Origin of the sequence: Pedobacter sp. (assembly GCF_041645105.1) — a bacterium.
Taxonomy (GTDB): Bacteria; Bacteroidota; Bacteroidia; order Sphingobacteriales; family Sphingobacteriaceae; genus Pedobacter.
Map to the genome: position 1 here is coordinate 97,802 of NZ_JBAZQQ010000007.1, position 19,119 is coordinate 116,920.

Below are 19,119 nucleotides of genomic sequence, written 5' to 3' on the forward strand. Positions count from 1 at the left end.
GTTACTATATGATGAAAAGGGGTATAAAGTATTTGTCCATATTAATTTTAGGGATATTCATCGGCATATTAGCTAATAGAAACCGGGAGTATCTGATTAATGCACAGTTCATCAGAGACTATTTACACTTTAGAAAGGAAGTGCCTGATAAAGATGTTATTATTAATGATCCAAAAGTTATGATTTGCTTGACTTTTGGTCAATCCAATGCTGGCAATTACGGAAATGGAACCTATTCAACTAGAAATGAAGTCTATAATTATTATAAGGGGAAGTTATATAAAGCTGAAGAACCTTTATTAGGTCCTGATGGTGGTGGTAGTAGTGTTTGGACGAGAGTTGCAGATATGCTGATTGATAGTGGACTGTATGAAAAAGTAATTATTGTTCCTTGTGCTATTGGTGGAACATCTGTAGAATGTTGGTCTGAAGGTCATTGTAAAGATAAACTGATAAAGACACTCGACTATTTGGAAAATGACAACATCAAATTGACACATATTTTTTGGGATCAGGGTGAAACAGATAATGTGGACAATACTACCACAGCTGAATATAAGAAACGGTTAAAAGAGGTTATAAAAATGATAAGAGATAGAAAATTTAATGCGCCTTTTTATACTTCGATTAGTAGTTATTTTCCTTACAATAATGATAATTTGTATGGAATTGATCCAGATGTCATAAAAGCCCAGGAGGAAGTAATAAAAGAAATTGATAATGTTAAGCGCGGACCAAATACTGATTCATTAAACTTGGCTTATTATCGGGCAGACGCTGTTCATTTTACAGAAAAGGGTTTAGATGAGTTGGCAAAAAGGTGGTTCGAAAGTATTAAACAAAATAATAAGTAGCTATTTGTATAATAATCAACGTATTATAATTTTGGCTTTTTAGCCAAACTTGAATATATTTCTCTTAATTTAGTTAATTATGAAAAAAAACAATATATCAATTGTTGTAGCAAGTGATAATCATTATGCAATTCTCATTGCAGCTCTTTTAAAATCTATTGAGCTTAATCATGTTAGTGAAGAGCATATCGATTTTTATATAATTGATGATGGTATTTCAAATAAAAATAAGAGTAAAATTGAAAACTCTGTATCTACAAAGACAATAACGATAAATTGGTTCGAGAAAAAATCTATAATCCCATCTGGGATGAGTATTCCGGTTGATAAGTCTGCATTTCCTTTGACAACTTACTTAAGATTGTTTGCTCCATATGCTTTACCAAAAGATGTTGAGCGGTTGATCTATCTCGATGTTGATACTGTAGTAATGAAAGATATATCTCTTCTGTGGAATACTAATTTAGAAGGAGCAACTATAGGAGCTGTTTTAGATGTTGGAAAAACCGTTGATTGTGCCTGGGGCGGGATTCCGAATTATAAGGAACTTGGTCTGCTACCTACAACTAAATATTTTAATGCTGGAATAATGCTAATTGATGTGGTTAAATGGGTTGAGCAAGATATATCCAAACAAGTTATTGATACTTTGAGAACGCATGCAGAGCATGTGGTATTGGTCGATCAATATGGGCTTAATGTTGTTTTTGCTAATAAATGGCTAGAATTAGACCCAAGATGGAATTGGTTTGCTACATTTGAACATCATGACCCTTATATCATACATTATTTAGACATTAAGCCTACGTTTAAATCATATAGATCACAAGAGAAGTTTAGAGAGATTTTTTATTACTATTTAAATCAGACTAAGTGGGCTGGATTTAAACCTATCAGCGGAAATTATAGAGTACTTAGAAAGTTTTCCAATAAAATTAAAAAACAGATATTAAGTTTTTTGCAATAGTAGCTTATCATATTTCTTATAAACAAAAAAGTCCCTTGTTAATTAAAACAAGGGACTTTCTTTATAAATAGAGATGATTATTTATTTTATAGATGCGCCAATACCATTGATTTTAGAACTTAAATCAGTTATGTTGTTAACTGCATTGTCTCTGCTTACATATTTGTTGTTGCTCTCAACAATGATCTTAGTGTCGCTCATGTTGTTAATCATGTTGCTTACAGGTCTGTTTGAATCGCTTGAATACAAATCGAATCCAAGGTTATTATAATATTCAAGTGTACCACCAGTGTTGTATAGATCTAGCATCTGTCCATGCCAGTCTTTATTTGTGTTCATTTGGCCGGCTGTATTGTTATAAACCTTAGCATCTGCATAAGTTGATTTACCTGGTACAATATTACGATCAAACATTTGTAATTCAAATGCGCCGTATTTTCTGGTGTTATAACAAACGTTATTATAAATTTCAACAGTTGCTTTTGTAGTTCCTCTTGAATATAGCCACATGCGTATAGCATTTCCTTGATAATTTGTTAGTTTATTATCATGAAAAGTACCATTTCCTTGCATAGAAAATATTCCATTGTGACTATTGTTGCTAGGGTTTACATTATTTACTGTGTTGTGATGGATATGGTAATCCTGAACATTTGTAAAAGAACATAAAGAGCCTACATTAGTGTTTTTAAACTCGTTATAGGCAATTTCAACATCCTTAAAAAATCCACTGTCTTGTCCACTTTCTTTAGACAGATTTCCTCCAAGTGAAATTTGGCCAGCATCATCAAATGAGCAATTTAAGATCTTAAATCTTTCCACCCTTGAATCTGCACTACCTGTATATGGAGTTTCGCTATTGCCTTTACTGCTGATCACATAATCATTAACATTTTTAAAGCTAAGGTTCTTTAATGTAACGCCATTCATTTTTCCATTAAACTGGATGGCACGATAAGAGATATTTTCGAATTTAAAGCCATAAGTTATATTTGGATTATTGTCACCTGCTATAACTACATTGGTAATATTGTCAGTAACCATCCCTTGTGTAATTGTTACCTGTCCATCATTTTTAACGTAAACAGGGTTGCTCTCTGTTCCTTTGATGTTAACAATGTTAATTGTAGTGTATGTGCCACTTTTAATTTTGATGATTGCTTTACTAGCTAAAGTAAATGTATTACCATCAATGTCTAAGCTACCAGATCCTCTGCCGAATTCATATACAGTAGCATCAGCATCTGGTTCAGTTGGATTAACAGGAGTAGTGGGTGTAGTTGGTGTAGTTGGTTGTTCTGGTTGAGCGGGAATTTCTTTGTTATCCTCATTAATTAATGGTTCACTTTTTTTACAAGCAATGCTGAACGACATTAATAAGCATAGGATTAAATGCATCGAGATTCTTTTTTCCATAAATGTAATTTTCTTTTTATTAATTCTCCGTATAAAACGAAGATGCGTCAAAGATAATACAATCACAATCACCAGTATATTGGTTGAATTGTTGCCCTTTTACTAAAATAATTACAAAATGTATGATTACAGCAACTGAGGAAGGATTTTCTCAATTTTATGTGTAATATTTTTTTTACACATATTTTGTATTATGACAGTAAAATTACAAACAATGCTTATTTGATTGAATATGGCTGGTTTTTCAGTAAGTTTGATGGATTGATAGGTTTTCTGTCATTATTGTTTAATAAAACTGGCATGGTTTTATTTTGAATGTGATTCTTGGTTTGTGGATTATTTTCTACGATTTATTTTGCTAAATGATCGTCTATCCAATCTAAAATTTCTGGATGTGTTGCTAAGTCAAATTTTCGTGCAAATAGCATATCCGATTTTTGAAGCTTTTCAATATCCTCCATACCTAAAATTTTAGGGTTTGCCTTTCCAGAAGGGAAATTAATATACCTGAGATTATCGTTCACAATATAATTATTAAACGGAGAGTTCATTAGGATTGTCGGAATTACAAATTCATCTGTACCCCAGCAATATCTAAGAAATGATTTTATATTTTGCTTGCGATAGTAAGATATCAGATAAGTGGCACAGTCACTATTGAGTGACCACCAGCTAGATTTGCTTCCTCCATATAATTTAACAGAGATAGGAAATGTCCTTGAAGGTAATATTTTGTTGATAATTTTTTCAAGTAAAGTTTTTCCTTTGAAATTAAAATCTGTTAAATGATATTTCTTGAATCGATTTACTGCAGTTGACCACCATTCATCGGCATGATCAGTTTCGTAGAATATAAATGATTTTTTTAAATTTTCTAAAAAAAAAGCGTAAATCTCTTCATTGGATTGGATTGGATAATCCTGAGCACTCAATAAATTGTAAAATCCATAGTTAAGTCCTTTATCTAGAACCTCGCTTAATGAATTCAACATTGCTTCAAGTGTACTAAATCCTCCCCAGTTACAAATAATTCTATTTTGTATAAAATATACCTGACCAATATTTTTTAAGTGCTGAAAATCTTTGATGTCAACTTTTTTATCCAAATGGATATAGAAGTCAAATTTGGGATGCTGCATTTTTTTGATCAAACGTTCAAGCTGCAATGGATTTTTATGTGTGATTATTAAATGAGCTATTCGCATAAAGATGTATAAACTTTTAACTGCACAAAACAAATATAATGTTTATAATTTCATGCAATGCCATTTAAAAAATCAATTGAGGACTCTGCTTTGGGAATTGAAATAGTTATTGTATAATTTTACATTATCTACTACTTTAATCATAAAATAAAATTGATGAATTAAAACCAAGATTAGTATATTTAAATAATGAAAATAAGCGTACTGACCCCGTCTTTTAATTCTGGTAAATATATAGAAAGAGCAATCAAAAGTGTATTAATACAAGGATATGAGAATTTTGAACACATCGTTTCTGATGGAGGATCAAAAGATAATACCGTTTCCATATTAGATAAGTATAGTCATATTAAGTATATATCTGAAAAAGACCATGGGCAATCTGATGCAATGAACAAAGCTTTTAGGATAAGTTCTGGTGAGATCATTGTTTATTTAAATGCAGATGATGAGTTTGCTCCGGGTGCATTTAAAAAAGTATTAAAAGCATTTGAAGAAAATCCTGAATCTGATATGATAGTCGGTGATTTATTATTTCAGGATATAGAAAGCTCGGTAGTTAGAGTTCCCTCCCCGCGGTACAAAGATATTTTACAATATTGGCAAAATCTTTTTCCAAATAATCCTGTAAGCTATTTTTATAGACGTAAGGTGCAAGATGAAGTTGGAGAATTTCCAGTGGATGACCATTACGCGATGGATATCTGGTTTTTATTGAAAGTCTATAGGAAATTCAGAGTAATTAAAATAGATGGTATTCTGGGGACTTTTCATTCTGACGGAAATAATAAAACAGCAGTAGTAGATACTGGGGTTAATTTACACCGAACAATTAAAATGCATTTAAAGAATGAAAATCCATTACTTCTTCCTTTCTTTTATATGAAATTTTTGTTAGCACGGTCTAGAAAAACAGAATAAAACTAATTATAGCCTTTTGTGACTTTGGCTCTTCCATTCTAATAAGTAAACAGTTACATCCCTACTTTTGAATCGTTGTTCTGTTTTGCACTGTTTGCTAAATTCTTTTATCAGTTGTAGGGGAGGGATTTCTCCTGATTTATAATACCAGGCAGGATCATCTAACTTATCGCCTATATCAGTTAAAAATTGGTTGTTGTAAATTACCCATATTCTACTGGCCGAGTTTAGTTGTTCAAAATCAGGTTTTAAGTGATTCATATAACTATGAAAATCTGTTGATTTTTGTCTGACATCCTGTCCTTCAACTGCTTTAAATTTGTAATTATACATTTCCTTATAAAGCCTATATCCTGGTAAGTTATTCCAATATACATAAACCATATCTCCAGTTTTGAATTGATTATTTACATAACTAATTGCTTCTCGTTGGAACGACTTTTTATGTACATAGAACGTTTGAGGCTTTAAAACTGATTGTATAGACTGAATTAATGGCCCTGCAATTATCAATACATAAAATAAAATTGAAACTTTTACGGATTCGATTAAGTTTGAAATGCATTGAAATCCCAGGGCTATGAAAATTATAAATACAGGAGAAATAAATACCCAGAATCTTTCTGTTAAGGGATATAGCTCTAGACCGGAAGCAATTAACATAAGAAAAATTGGGGTGATTAAAACAAATGAATTGGTTTTGAAATGCTTAAGCAATACATATAAACCAGAAAAGAGAAATATAATCCCAATAAATGGCATTTTTAATATCATATTAGTTGCCTGATTATCGGAAATGGCATTAAAATTCCACAATAGTCCAAGTGGATAATCCATCATTCGATATAAATTCATTGGGAACCATAGGAATTCAGAAATAGAGCTTGGGAATAGAGGCATGAAGTTATCGTAAGATCTAAACCAATAAGCAATCCATTCTGATTCTGCATGTTTATGTGTAAATATAAAATAGTTGATGCAGAAGCTAAGACCCCAGATACTGAAAGGAATTGCATTTAAAAAGAACGTACTCCATTTTCTGAGAATTAATTGCTGTATGCTAAGACCTATGGCTATTCCAGCTAATATGAAAATTGAAGAATAAGAAAACCAGATGATTATTGAGCCAATAACTCCCCAGATTACTCTGCTTTTTAAGTAGCTTCTATCATTATTTAGGCTTTTATAATGGATAAATGCTTTATAACTCAAAATGGTACCTAGCAGTTCTGTTGAATACTGTTTAATTTCTACACTATGAAATATCAATGCTGGTGAGAAAGCTATTATAGCTACAGCGGCATATACTCCTTGTCTGTTTAAAAAATGTCTGGCTACAGGTACAAATAAAAACATAGCTGCTGTTCCGGATATAAGAGGGATAATACGCAAGTAAATTTCTTTATTTCCAAATAGATTTACTATGAGCTTAACTAACATCAGAAAACCGATAGGAGCTTTTTGTTGATAATAAAGTGGCTGGCTAAGTAGTTCTTTATAGTCCATTTTTACCAGACTGGTGGATAGATAAACTTCATCCATCCACAATGAGCGATCATAAAAGAAATGAAATAATCTAAATGCTGTTCCAATAAATAATATCAGATATAGTAATAAATCGTTTTTATTATGCTTGTCAGCAACATTTATATCTTTTAAATAATTCATTTGTAGGTCGCTAAAGTTTGCAATATCGAAATTTTTAATAATTTTACTCTTAAATAAATACGATGAAGTGGAAAATATCAATTGGGGTGAATTAGAACTTGTGATTTTCGATGTTGATGGGACACTTTATGATCAAAAAAAATTAAGAAAAAAAATGATGCTTGCTTTGTTCTTGCATTATTTAATGCGACCCTGGCGGTATAAAGAACTTTTAATTCTATATCATTTTAGACAGGAAAGAGAAAAAAGACATGGTTATCAATCAGATGATCTACAGACTGAACAGTATTTGTGGGTTTTATCAAAGGTTAATGTGTCTTTGAGTAGAATTAAAAGAGTAATAGACTATTGGATATTTAATTATCCAAATAAGTATTTAAAAACATGTAAATATCCTGGGCTCGAACAGTTTTTTGAAGAGCTTAAGAAAAAGAATATTAGAACAGCAATATATTCTGATTATGAGTCGGAACAGAAATTAAAAAGTATGAATATTGCAGTAGACTTAATTGTAAGTTCTACCGACATTTATGTTAATGCCTTCAAACCTATTCCTATTGGACTGAATTATATTATAACTAAGTTAAAAATTAAAAATAGCAATTGCCTCTTTATTGGCGACCGTAAAGAACTTGATGGCGAGTGTGCTGCACGTGCTTCAATTCCTTTTTTTTTAATCAATAAGAATAATACAGATAAGCTGTATTATAATAGGCTATCTGATCAATTACGAAACCGTTAATCGGAAAACTGATTCAATATGACCAAAACAAGTTTAGCTGCAGAGGGACTTTTAGAAAATGCAGATGCACCAAGAAAAGCAGGATTAAAGGATTATATAAAGATTGCCAGACCAGACAATTGGGCGAAAAATGCATTTATGATTCCAGGGATGTTATTTGCATTATCTATTTTTAATACGCCCTTTGATACTAATTTACTGTTTAAGATTGTTTTAGGATTGATTAGTTTTTGTTTTGTAGCTTCTGCAAATTACGTGATTAACGAGTATCTGGATGCTGGATTTGATAGATTTCATCCACTCAAGAAAAGAAGATCATCTGTAGTATCTGTTGTAAATCCAGTAATAGTTTATAGTGAATATGCATTTTTAGGAATATTAGGCCTTTTTCTTGGCTATTGTGTATCTATTAAATTCTTATCCATGGCTTTATTTTTACTTTTTATGGGAGTTATGTACAATGTAAAGCCATTTAGGAGTAAGGATAGGGTATTTTTAGATGTTCTAAGTGAGTCGGTAAATAATCCGATAAGATTTGCTGCCGGTTGGTTTATATTTAGTCCGGCTTTAGGTATTCCAGATACCAAGTGGGATTTAGATTGGATTAATACATTTCCGCCTGTAAGTATCATTATTGCTTATTGGATGGGAGGCGCATTTTTAATGGCTACGAAGCGTTTTGCGGAATACAGGTTAATTGCTAATCCTGAAGTTGCAGGTCGATACCGCAGGTCTTTTAAATATTATACTGAGAATAGTTTATTGGTCTCAATGTTTTTTTATGGAATTACCTGTGCTTTTTTTATGGGGATCTTTCTGATAAAAGATAGGATTGAACTTTTAGTTAGTTTTCCATTTTTTGCTTTACTATTTTCATGGTACCTTAGGATTGGTCTGTTGAATGATTCTCCAGTACAAGGTTCAGAAAAACTATATACTAGAAAATGGTTTATGCTGTATGTAGTTTTGTTTACCATTTTGCTTTGTGTGTTAATGTTTGTGGAGATTCCTTGGTTACATTGGTTCTTACAGAATGCAAATAATTATGAATATTAAAGAATGATTTTAGCATAATTTATATGAAACAAGATCATTATGATTTAATAGTTGTTGGTACAGGTTTCGCTTCGACTTTCTTTTTGAAGAAGTATCTGGCAAAAGTTGATCAGAATAAACGGGTATTGGTTTTAGAAAGAGGTCATTTTTATCCCCACGATGAAAGGTTAAAAGTTAAAAGAGGAGAGCCTTCCGAATTTGAAAACTTCGAGGAGCCATGGGAAAAGGCAATCAATAATATAAATGCAGAGAAAAGATGGCCATTTACCACTGGACTTGGTGGTTCATCTAATTGCTGGTGGGGCTGTACACCCAGATTTATGCCTTCAGATTTCAAAATGAAATCTCTTTTTGGAATTGAGCAGGATTGGCCAATAGATTATGACGATCTTGACCCATATTATTATGAAGCTGAAAATTTGATGTCTATTTCTGGACCTGAGGGAACTCCTTTTCCTAGAACTGGTAAGTACCCATTGCCTCCACATACATTTAGTGTAGTTGATAAGATATTGCATAAGACTTATGGTAATCAATATATCAGTCAGCCTACCGCCCGGGCAAGTAGGGATACCAAAGGCCGAAACTCCTGCATGGCTTCCAGCACCTGTGATACTTGCCCTGTAAATGCGAAGTTTACCATCGAGAACTCGAATATGGGAGTTTATGATGATCGACGAATAGAATTGATATACGGAGCAGCTGTTTATAGTCTGGAAGTAATGAATGATGTAGCCAGAAAGATCAATTATATTAAAGATGGGAAAGAATATATTGCTTCTGCCGAAGTAATAGCTTTAGGAGCGAATCCATTTTTTAATACTAATATTCTGTTAAATGCTGGAGATAAAAACCAATTGACGGGGAAAGGCTTTGGTGAACAGCTAGGAATGCAGGTGTTAATATATCTCGATAATATGAGTAATGTAGGAGGGAGTACTTGGGTTAATGCCAACGGGTATATGCTCTATGATGGTGCGCATAGAAAAGACTTTGCAGCGTGTTTAATGGAAGTGAGTAATGCACCATATTATATTAGGTTAGAGCGTGGTAAATGGTTAAATATAGCAAGCATTCGTTTACTTTTTGAGGATTTACCTCAGGACTCCAATTATATCACAACAACTGCTGATAAACTAGTACCAAAGGTTAATTTTATGGGCCGATCCGAATATACTTTGAAAGGTATAGAAAATATGAAGGCAAAGTTACCGGGAATTCTTTCTTGTTTACCTGTAGAGAAATTAAAGTATCTGGATCCTTTTCCTAACGAAGGTCATATAATTGGTGGAACCAGGATGAGCAGTGACTCCAAAAGTGGAGTGGTTGATAAGCATATGATTCATCACCAATACAGGAACTTGTTTGTACTAGGTGCAGGTGCGTTTACTACCTATAGTGCTTCAAATCCCACATTAACGCTTTCTGCTATGTCATTGTTTGCGGCTGATAAAATGTTTTAAATGAATAGAAGAAGATTTTTATTGCTGATAGGGGTGGCAACAGGGAGTGTCGCTCTTCCTGCGTCACTTTATTTTTTGTCGCCAGCTATAAATGAACATGCGGTGTTGCTTATTAAACGAGAATTGTATTATTTAAAACTGGAAGAGGGAAGTGTAGAAAGATACATCACAGACTATTTTAAAAATGCCAATAACGATCTCATGACAAAGTTGAAATGGAAAACAATGTATTTTATGCGAATAAAACCAGAGCAATCTACAACGTTCTTTGAGCTTGTTAAATACTATCTATTATCCACAGATTTTTTTATCAATAGAGCTGATGAAAGTAAAGAAGTAAAGTACTTAGGATTATATAGTCCCTATAAAAGTCCTGTTCCTAACCCTTTTTCTTTTGCAATTTATCCTCCAAACACCATTAAAAATATTTAGCTTAAATTATTTTTCATTTTGTTCTGCAATCCTTTCATGAATACATTTGGGATTGCCTTTAAAGTGTAGGGAATATCAATAGCTAATGATTTCCCAAGTAAATTTAAAGATGTAAATATGCGAAATTCACGGATTAAGTTATGTTTTGATAATTCAACTAGACTTGCCATGTATCGTTCCTGAAGAATCCTCAGTTCTACTTTGTTTAATTGATACTGGAATCTGGTCATTTTTCTCTTAAGGTCAGCTATATATAGAAATTCTAGTATTTCAGCCCACTTTCTTCCATCATATATATTGATGTCGTCAATTCTTTTGTGCCATAACTTTTCCATCGTAAAAGCTATTTTTCGCTCTTTTGATAAAATCATTTCAAGATACATGCACCAGTCATCACCAATATTAATTTCTTCATCCCAGCCAGATACAATTGAAGCTTTTCGAAGCACTACTGAAGAGGAAGGAGAGGGGCAGGCATTGAGATAAAGGTCTCTTGTTTCTTTATACTCAAGGTTTATCCAGTGATTCGACTCTCTATTTAAGTAAGGTTTTAAAAAAGGATCATTTAACAGGAAATTCCATGATTCTCCTTTTTTTGCATCCTGATCCCAGTTAGCAAAAACGAAATCCAGCTGTTCAGTTTCAAGTTTTTCTACACATTTGCTTAAAAACTCGGGATACCATATGTCATCAGAGTCAAGCGAAGCTATAATTGAACCTTTAGCATGTTTCAGGCCAAGGTTCCTTGCAGATGCCTGCCCACCATTTTTCTTATAATAATACTCAATCTGCGGATATCCTTTTAACAATTCAGCAGTGTCATCAGTCGATCCGTCATCAATAACAATGATTTGCTTATTGGGATAAGTCTGGTCCAATGCACTTTGTATTGCATCCCTAAGTATTGAGGCTCTATTATATGTTGGAATAATAATCGTAACCAAATTTTTAATTTCCATTAATCTTTGTTTGAAAGGGGGCGGACTTTATATTGCTAATATATGAATATATGCTTGTGCAGGCAATAGGACACAATTGTTTTAGAGAAATAATTAAAAAAAATGTTTTGAAAAGTAATATTGTAACTATTTAGTTCTAATTAAATAAGTTAGATCCTTTAACGAAACTAATGCTTTTTTGGGAAAAAGGAATAAGTGAATAATTAGGATAACCAATGCATAGTTATTGTTTATAGTGGCTGTGCATAATAGTGAAATAGGGAAATAAACCTGGTAAAAATCACCCATAAGTATATGATATGGATGACTTTTAGGTGATACGATGATGACAGGTTTATATTTCAATACATATGTTCTGGTATAGGCCACAAGTAAATAAATAAATAAAAATAAAATGGGTAATAATTCATGCACACAATACAACATTGTAACAACAGCTAATAATTCTATTGCGAAAATAAAAGCTTCTTTTATTTTAAAATCCTTCGGTGCTATTTTTACTCCGTAGGTGTTCAGACCTGCTTTAATATCATTGGCTCTGTCGTAAAATTGATGCCATAATATCCCCCTTACACCATAACATAATGCCCAGATTCCAGTACTTATAAACCAGAGCCAATCTATGGATTTGTTACTTATGAAACTCATACTACTAATCATGAGTAAGCTCGTGAAAATATGTGATCCACTTGCATCAGCAAGTACTCCCCATATTCCCCGGTTCTTAAGCCTGAATGGCGGAAAGGAGTATAAGCTAAAGCTAATCCACGGTATCATATATAAACTAATGGAAAGCCAGTCGGGATAAAGAATGTAACAACATATTGAACCAACCAAAAGACATATTAATGGAAGCAACCATCGTAACACAGGTTTAACAGCTGCAATTCGATTTGCTTTTCCACTTTTCAGATCATCTTTAATGTCTGTTATGTCATTGATAATACTTACATAAGTAGCACCAATAATCAGAGATAGCAGCAGGAACAACAGATGGGGCATTGATTTTAGAAAATCAACATCAGTTTTAATTGCCGTTGCATAACCAATGGCCAATAATGGGGGAAGTTTATATTCCCACCACTCTGCAGATCGTATAACTTTTACTAAGTTCAATATCTGATTTTATAGATGATTTTCCTTTTTATTGCTTTAAAAAATGCTCCTGATTTTAATCTATGAAAACACTCATGTAGCAACATTTTGTGAGTTAGGTTTGATGCAGGATTAAAAAAAGCAGGTTGCTTATCATTACTTCCTGGAATAGGATGCATAATAAATTCTGTCAGACTGTTATCGCCCTCTTTACGTTTTTCGCTGCATACAATCACTCTTCTTGGAATAGTTAATATTTTTGGTTCATGTGGCCATCTTAAAATTTCTACTTTTTTAAAATACTTGGAAAACCACCTCATCCATTGGTCTAACATTGGTGAGAGACAATAATGATGTACATGATCTAATTCCTTATAGGTCCAGTGAATCCCTGTCACCAAGGCATAATTGTTCGGCACATTTTCCATATTATGGAAAACAGGAAAATTTATCGGTACAAAATCTGAAATATCAACAGGTGTAAGCATACACTTTCCATCATCAGAAGTCCATGAAGCCAAATTTTTTACAGCGATTTCTATTTGATCAAGTGTAGGAAGATAGCTCCATGGCTGCCCCGTACAGGTAACCAGATTAAATTGACCATTCAATGCTTCATTCTCATCGGTAAGGCTTTGTTGATGGAAAACAACACCTTTATTAACCTTTTTTGCTTCATGAATCATTGCTGCTGAAAAATCAAGGCCATTTCTGTTTGTTTCAGGGAACTGACTTAAGAAAAAACCATTTCCGCAACCCGCATCAAGCCAGTTGCCTCCAGGTTTTAATAGGTTTGCAATGGTTTCAATATGAAATTTTCCTTCCGGGGCCCAGGTATCACTATCCCACCAAATACTATTGTACATTGCAGCATAGGTTTCATCATATGGCCCTCCGTTAATCTGATCAGTAGTGTTCATATTTTTTAATGAAATATCGTGTTTTATTTAAGTAGATTGTTAATACAGTCAGCAAAATCTTTTTCAGCATTTTTCGGAAAATGATCTTTAATATATTCAGAGGCACTAATTCCTATACTTTCCCATTTGTCTTTCATTAACCAAGCCCTTTCCATTGCTTTATCAAAATCCTCCTCTGTGGCATTTCCAATAAAACCATTAATGCCATCATTAATAATTTCATTGTTTCCACCCGCTTTACTTACAATTACAGTTCTACCCAAAGACATCGCTTCTATCATGGATAGCGGAAGACCCTCACTCCTTGACGGTAATAAAAGAGCATGATATTGCTCCCATAATTTTTCAATATTTGACTCAAAACCCTTGAATTTTACGTTCTCTAATTTCAACAGATTAGCAAGTTCTTTTAGTCCCTCGTCATCATGTCCTGTGCCAATAAAAGAAACAGTAACCGGCCTTGATCTCCATTTTTGCGATGATAAAATCCTCAAAAGAATATCTTGTCCTTTATCAATTATAAATAGTCGTGCAACGCAAGCCAGTTTAATCCCTTTTTCTACAGAAGGGTATGGGATCGGTTTAATCACTGTTTTGTTTGGATTATAAAGCACTACACTATTAGGTAATCTTACACCAAATTGCTCTTCCGTGAGATTTTGGTTATGGTGAGAGACAAAGACAATTTGCTTAGCCTCCAATAACACATTTCTCATATACACTCTGTCCGTAGGATAGGGCCAATAAAAGTCTACAGCTTTCTGTACTATAATAACATAAGGAATATTGAGTAGGAGGCATTGCTGTGCATAAATCAGACCATCAAAATTAATACCTTGTGCAATGACTACAAGGTCAGGTTTGGAGTTCTGTAGATTTTTAAAGAAATGTTGTGCCAGCGGATTATAATGATATGAATCTTTAGGGAACTTTTTTATGCGCTGTTTTACCTTGTTATAAACTCTCTTTAATATAGATGAGCTGGTCGCAAGTTCTTTATATTTTAGTCCCAATGCATTTAAAGCTAAAATTTCAGGATGGTTATGATTAATTTTATCTTTAAAGAGTGTGATGTTTTTCGCTTGTAGATTTAGGTGTGGTATGCTTCTGGCCCATAATTCCTCACTTCCTCCCCAATCATCTATACAACAAGTTATAATTGCAAGTTTTTTATTGATTTCTGTTTTTAAATTAGCTTCAGTAATCATTTATGAGCTGTTTTGTTTTTAAATAAATTGGCATAATCACCTTCCATCATTAGTAATTCCTCATCAGTCCCATGTTGGGAAATTGTTCCTCCGGAAATTACATAAATATAATCAGCATGTTTAACTGCAGAATGCCTGTGACTTATAATCAATGCACTGCGTTGACTAATTTTATTACGTAATGACTCAAAAAGCTCATTTTCTGCAATTGCATCCAGTGCACTCGTTGCTTCATCTAAAATTAAAAAACGGGCAGTACTATAAAATGCACGGGCAATAGCCAATTTTTGCCATTGTCCAATACTTACTTCATGACCATCCTCAAATAGTCTGCCCATCATAGTCTGATACTGATCTGGAAATTTTTCAATAAATATATGAGCACCAGATTTTTTTGATGCAATCACAATATCATCTTGATTATATTCTTTTTCAATATCTCCAAACCTGATGTTGTCTGCTGCAGAAACATTGTATTTGGAAAAGTCTTGAAAAACGGGGCTTACTTGCTTTCTGAAATCAGAAAGTACAAAGCTTTTTATATTGGTATTTCCAAGATTGATTTCGCCTGATGAGGGATCATACAACCTACATAACAACTTAATTAAGGTTGATTTACCTGCACCGTTTAATCCGACAATTGCAATTATTTTTCCAGATGGAATTTTAATATTGATATTATTTAGTGTTGATTTTATACTATGAGGATAGGTGAAGGATACATTTTTGAGCTCTAAATCGAGTTTGTTATCATTAGGAACTGGTAGTCCGCCATCATTTACATTCAATTGATTTTTCAAATCAAAAAGCTCAAAAATACTGTTTATAAATATACTGTTTTGATATATAATGGATATACCGGCCGATATATTTTGCATTAATGAGAATGATTGTGGAAATACCATTAGAAAAAGTACGATGTCTCCCACGCTAGTAGTACCTTTTATCGTTCCAACTGCGATATAACCGATACATGTAAAAAAACCAATGCTAGCTATGGATGTCGTTAGAACTTCATTAAGTGTCCTTTTATAGCTTAATTTTAATTTTTCCTTAAATACCTGTATTTTTATAGAATAATAAAGATCTTTAAAATAATTTCCAAGATTAAAACTTCTTATTTCCTTAGCGGAAGTATCAGATGTTACCAGATTGCTTAAATAAGATGACTTTCTTTCCAATGGGGTATGCTTAATTCTCCATATGTTTTGTTTGTTGACAAAATAAATTCTAACAAACAGAGTAGGTAACACGAATAAGATCAAAAGAGGTAAAAGCATCCAGTTTATGGTGATAAATAGAGAACCTACTGCAAAAAGATTTAAAGTATTCTTAGCAACTTCAGCAATGGTAGTAATGACCAAGTTAGGCCGATCTGTTCCCGCATCTTTGGCTCTTTTTAAAATATCAAAATAATCAGGGTTTTCATAGTTGGAAAGATCCATACTAATTGCTTTGCTATGTATCTTGTAGTCTATATAATTAGCAACTTTTGTTGCTTGAACTTCAGTGAAATAAGCTGATAGTGCCTTTGCAATGGCATATAAAACTGCCAATGAACCTGCTATAATAACATGTTTTAAAATTAGATCTGTCGCTCCAGGTGTTGAACTATTAACTTGTGTTATTTTATCAACAAGGACTTTCAAAGCATAAAAAGAGGCGAGAAAAAGAATTGTTTCTATAACTATCATTACTATTGATAGTATCATCCAACTTTTCGCTGCATCCCATACTAATTCTAGTGTCCTTTTTACATTTAGATTAGTTTTAAGCTTTTTTAATTTCTGAGCAATTGATTCAACCATGAAAGTTTTAAAGCATAAATGTAGTTGAAAATATCCATGCCGCCATGAAAACTTTAAATGTACCCGGGTTTAATGGGAAAGTCTTTCTGATTGAAGATAAACTTAAAAAAGTCTTATTGATTTCTACTAAGGCGTCCTCTACTGTTGCATGATCGGTAGATCCTGGTAGATGTGTATATCTTTCCAGATAACATTTTTCCATGGCCATGAAAATTGCAGCTCTATCCAAAGGGTCTATGTAAATAGCATCGTCACCTAAACTTTCTCTGTGTCCAGGGAAATCAGAACATATAATCCGGCAACCTAAAGAATGTGCTTCAATAGGAGGCATATTGGTAGGCCCCATTAGGCTTGGCATCACCAGTGAAATGGCATTCCTATAAAAAGTATATAATTCTTCATCCGATATAAAACCAGGAAAAAGCACATTGTCTTGTAGATTAAGCTCTTGAACTACGGATTTTATATAATTTAAATTTCCTTTATCACTACCTGAAAGAATAAGTTTAACTCCTGGGTATTTGTTGATAAAATTTTTAAAAGAAATAAGTAAATTATAATGATTTTTATGTGGCCAAAATTGCGCAGGATATATAAAAAAATCCTTTTCAGAAACATCAAATTTCTTTAGAATGGATTTTTCTTCCTCTTTATTTAGTTTTAAGTCAACAATTGTTCCAGGAAACATAGGAATAACATGTACACGCTGAGGATTTACATTTTCATAATGGCAAAGTTCCCTTTTTCCGGCCTCAGATTCACATAGTACTGCAAATGCTTTAGGTAAAATATCTTTATAATATGCATTTCTTGATTCAAATTCATAATTATAAATTGTTTCAGGTAACGTATATGTACTCTTATGACCAATATCCCAATGTGTAATTACAGTAGGGTAGTCTATATCTGAATAAAAAGGAGTTAATGAATATACTATATCTATTTCCTTTTCAATTAGCTGTTCTCTTATACATTCCCAGGATTTTTTTTGATAAGAAGCCTGGATTTTAGCAGAAATAGGTAAATAGTTAATGACTTTTGTTTTGACGAAGCGGTTTAAAAAGTAAAATAGTCCGTGTTTTTCTCTTACTAACTTTTCCTGGTCAAATAAATAGCTGTTTTTTGGAGTAGAGGGGTCAATTGAATTACCAATAACAATAAATACAAATTCTAGATCTTCATGAAACTTGTAACTTTCAATTCCTTCAACAAGTGCATTATAATATGAATATGCACCGCCTTCCTGTTTTTTATAATCTTTTAATAGAACGCCAATTTTTAACTTATTCATAACCTTCAATAACACTGATCACTCTTTGTAAATCTTCATCTTCAAGGCCTAAACCTGATGGTAGATAAAAACCATTTCTTGCCATTTTTTCTGCATTCGGGTACGCTTCATCTTTAAAAAAGCCCATTCTTTGAAAAACAGGTTGTTCGTGGATACACCAAAAAAATGGTCTAGTTGCAATTTTATTTTGCTGAAGGACATCTAATATTCTATTTTTTTCTTCTTCAGTAGGCGCCAATAATCCAAAAACCCAATATATATTATCTGCATAAGCAGTTCTTTCTAAAGGTAGTTGGTAACCTTTGGAAATTAAATGTTTAAGGCCATTTTGGTAAGCTTTACCCATTGTTCGCTTTTTTTCAAGAAAACTTTGAATTTGTTCAAGCTGTGCCAAACCAAGTGCTGCCTGCATATTTGTCATCCTGTAATTCCAGCCTAGTTCATAGTGAATAAATCTTGGTCCGTCTGGCTCGAAACAAAGGTTTCTTAATTTTTTACAACGTCTTGATAAATCTAAATCATTAGTTAAAATCATTCCCCCCTCACCTGTAGTGATATGTTTGTTGGGATAAAAGCTGAAAATACTGATGTCTCCAATAGCGCCACACATTTTTCCATGATATGTTTGACCATGCATCTCTGCAGCATCTTCAATAACTTTAAGATTATATTTTTTTGCCAATTGTAATATAGGTTCCATATCTACAGGTAAACCATAGATATGAACTACTAGAATAGCTTTTGTATTAGATGTTATTTTAGCTTCTATTTGATTTACATCCATATTCCAGGTGTCTAAATTACTATCCACTAGAACTGGTATTGCACCCGCTGTAACTACTGATTGTGCAGGAGAAATAATAGTAAAACTTGGCATAATAACTTCGTCACCTGCCCCTATATTTAAGGCCCTAATCGCGATGTCTAATGCTGCTGAACCATTGCTTACTGCTATTCCATGATCTTGTCCAATGTAGGCTGCAAATTTTTCTTCAAATTCTGTAATAAAGGGGCCTTCGCTACTTATCCAACCTGTAGTGATACATTCAGATATATATTTAAGCTCGTTTCCAGCAAGTAGAGGGGTGTTAACTGAGATTGGTTTCATTTAAAA

The 19,119-nt window shown here is 32.9% G+C and carries 17 protein-coding genes; 7 read left to right on the forward strand and 10 right to left on the reverse strand.

Annotated features, from left to right (window positions below; genetic code table 11):
* Positions 1–8: 8 nt before the first annotated feature.
* Together WC623_RS20160 and WC623_RS20165 are read left to right on the forward strand one after the other, a co-directional pair.
* Positions 9–854, forward strand: coding sequence for a sialate O-acetylesterase (locus WC623_RS20160; RefSeq protein ID WP_372854477.1), 846 nt, complete (start codon positions 9–11; stop codon positions 852–854).
* 79 nt (positions 855–933) lie between these two features.
* Positions 934–1,821, forward strand: a complete 888-nt coding sequence (locus WC623_RS20165; protein ID WP_372854479.1) for a glycosyltransferase family 8 protein — start codon at positions 934–936, stop codon at positions 1,819–1,821.
* Positions 1,822–1,902: 81 nt separating this feature from the next.
* Here the strand turns inward: WC623_RS20165 and WC623_RS20170 are convergent, their stop codons facing one another.
* Positions 1,903–3,237 carry a hypothetical protein gene (locus tag WC623_RS20170; RefSeq protein ID WP_372854481.1) on the reverse strand — a complete coding sequence of 445 codons (1,335 nt, stop codon included), beginning with the start codon at positions 3,235–3,237 and terminating at the stop codon, positions 1,903–1,905.
* 350 nt (positions 3,238–3,587) lie between these two features.
* A complete protein-coding gene (locus WC623_RS20175; RefSeq protein WP_372854483.1) occupies positions 3,588–4,442 on the reverse strand; it encodes a beta-1,6-N-acetylglucosaminyltransferase in 855 nt (284 codons plus the stop codon).
* Between the two features lie 189 nt (positions 4,443–4,631).
* Between WC623_RS20175 and WC623_RS20180 the strand changes: the two genes are divergently transcribed.
* Entirely contained in the window at positions 4,632–5,363 is a 732-nt protein-coding gene (locus WC623_RS20180; RefSeq protein WP_372854485.1) for a glycosyltransferase family 2 protein, read from the forward strand.
* A 6-nt stretch (positions 5,364–5,369) separates the two neighbouring features.
* Here WC623_RS20180 and WC623_RS20185 read toward each other — a convergent pair whose 3' ends face one another.
* On the reverse strand, positions 5,370–7,031 hold the full coding sequence (locus WC623_RS20185) for a hypothetical protein (RefSeq protein WP_372854487.1): 1,662 nt from the start codon (positions 7,029–7,031) through the stop codon (positions 5,370–5,372).
* 67 nt (positions 7,032–7,098) lie between these two features.
* On the opposite strand from WC623_RS20185, the gene WC623_RS20190 reads away from it, so the two are divergent.
* The 4 genes from WC623_RS20190 to WC623_RS20205 are packed head-to-tail and all read left to right on the forward strand — an operon-like array spanning position 7,099 to position 10,724.
* On the forward strand, positions 7,099–7,773 hold the full coding sequence (locus WC623_RS20190) for an HAD family hydrolase (protein ID WP_372854489.1): 675 nt from the start codon (positions 7,099–7,101) through the stop codon (positions 7,771–7,773).
* A gap of 18 nt (positions 7,774–7,791) precedes the next feature.
* Positions 7,792–8,829 (forward strand): UbiA prenyltransferase family protein, encoded by a 1,038-nt coding sequence (locus WC623_RS20195; RefSeq protein ID WP_372854491.1) that lies wholly within the window; start codon positions 7,792–7,794, stop codon positions 8,827–8,829.
* Positions 8,830–8,852: 23 nt separating this feature from the next.
* Entirely contained in the window at positions 8,853–10,292 is a 1,440-nt protein-coding gene (locus tag WC623_RS20200; RefSeq protein WP_372854493.1) for a GMC oxidoreductase, read from the forward strand.
* Positions 10,293–10,724, forward strand: a complete 432-nt coding sequence (locus WC623_RS20205) for a hypothetical protein (RefSeq protein ID WP_372854495.1) — start codon at positions 10,293–10,295, stop codon at positions 10,722–10,724. It abuts the gene before it with no gap.
* Here the strand turns inward: WC623_RS20205 and WC623_RS20210 are convergent.
* From WC623_RS20210 to WC623_RS20240, 7 genes are all read right to left on the reverse strand, one after another.
* Positions 10,721–11,683 (reverse strand): glycosyltransferase family 2 protein, encoded by a 963-nt coding sequence (locus WC623_RS20210; protein WP_372854497.1) that lies wholly within the window; start codon positions 11,681–11,683, stop codon positions 10,721–10,723. The genes WC623_RS20205 and WC623_RS20210 overlap by 4 nt on opposite strands.
* A 126-nt stretch (positions 11,684–11,809) precedes the next feature.
* Positions 11,810–12,799 carry a UbiA family prenyltransferase gene (locus WC623_RS20215; RefSeq protein ID WP_372854499.1) on the reverse strand — a complete coding sequence of 330 codons (990 nt, stop codon included), beginning with the start codon at positions 12,797–12,799 and terminating at the stop codon, positions 11,810–11,812.
* Entirely contained in the window at positions 12,796–13,698 is a 903-nt protein-coding gene (locus tag WC623_RS20220; RefSeq protein WP_372854501.1) for a class I SAM-dependent methyltransferase, read from the reverse strand. Before WC623_RS20220 ends, WC623_RS20215 begins: the two co-directional genes overlap by 4 nt.
* A gap of 23 nt (positions 13,699–13,721) precedes the next feature.
* Positions 13,722–14,906, reverse strand: a complete 1,185-nt coding sequence (locus WC623_RS20225; RefSeq protein ID WP_372854503.1) for a glycosyltransferase — start codon at positions 14,904–14,906, stop codon at positions 13,722–13,724.
* A complete protein-coding gene (locus WC623_RS20230) occupies positions 14,903–16,714 on the reverse strand; it encodes an ABC transporter ATP-binding protein (protein WP_372854505.1) in 1,812 nt (603 codons plus the stop codon). The genes WC623_RS20225 and WC623_RS20230 overlap by 4 nt, the downstream gene beginning before the upstream one ends.
* A 7-nt stretch (positions 16,715–16,721) precedes the next feature.
* Positions 16,722–18,005, reverse strand: coding sequence for a glycosyltransferase family 4 protein (locus tag WC623_RS20235; protein ID WP_372854507.1), 1,284 nt, complete (start codon positions 18,003–18,005; stop codon positions 16,722–16,724).
* The gene (locus WC623_RS20240; RefSeq protein ID WP_372854509.1) at positions 17,998–19,113 is read right to left on the reverse strand and encodes a DegT/DnrJ/EryC1/StrS family aminotransferase; all 1,116 of its coding nucleotides are present in this window, start codon (positions 19,111–19,113) and stop codon (positions 17,998–18,000) included. The genes WC623_RS20235 and WC623_RS20240 overlap by 8 nt, the downstream gene beginning before the upstream one ends.
* Between the last annotated feature and the right edge of the window lie 6 nt (positions 19,114–19,119).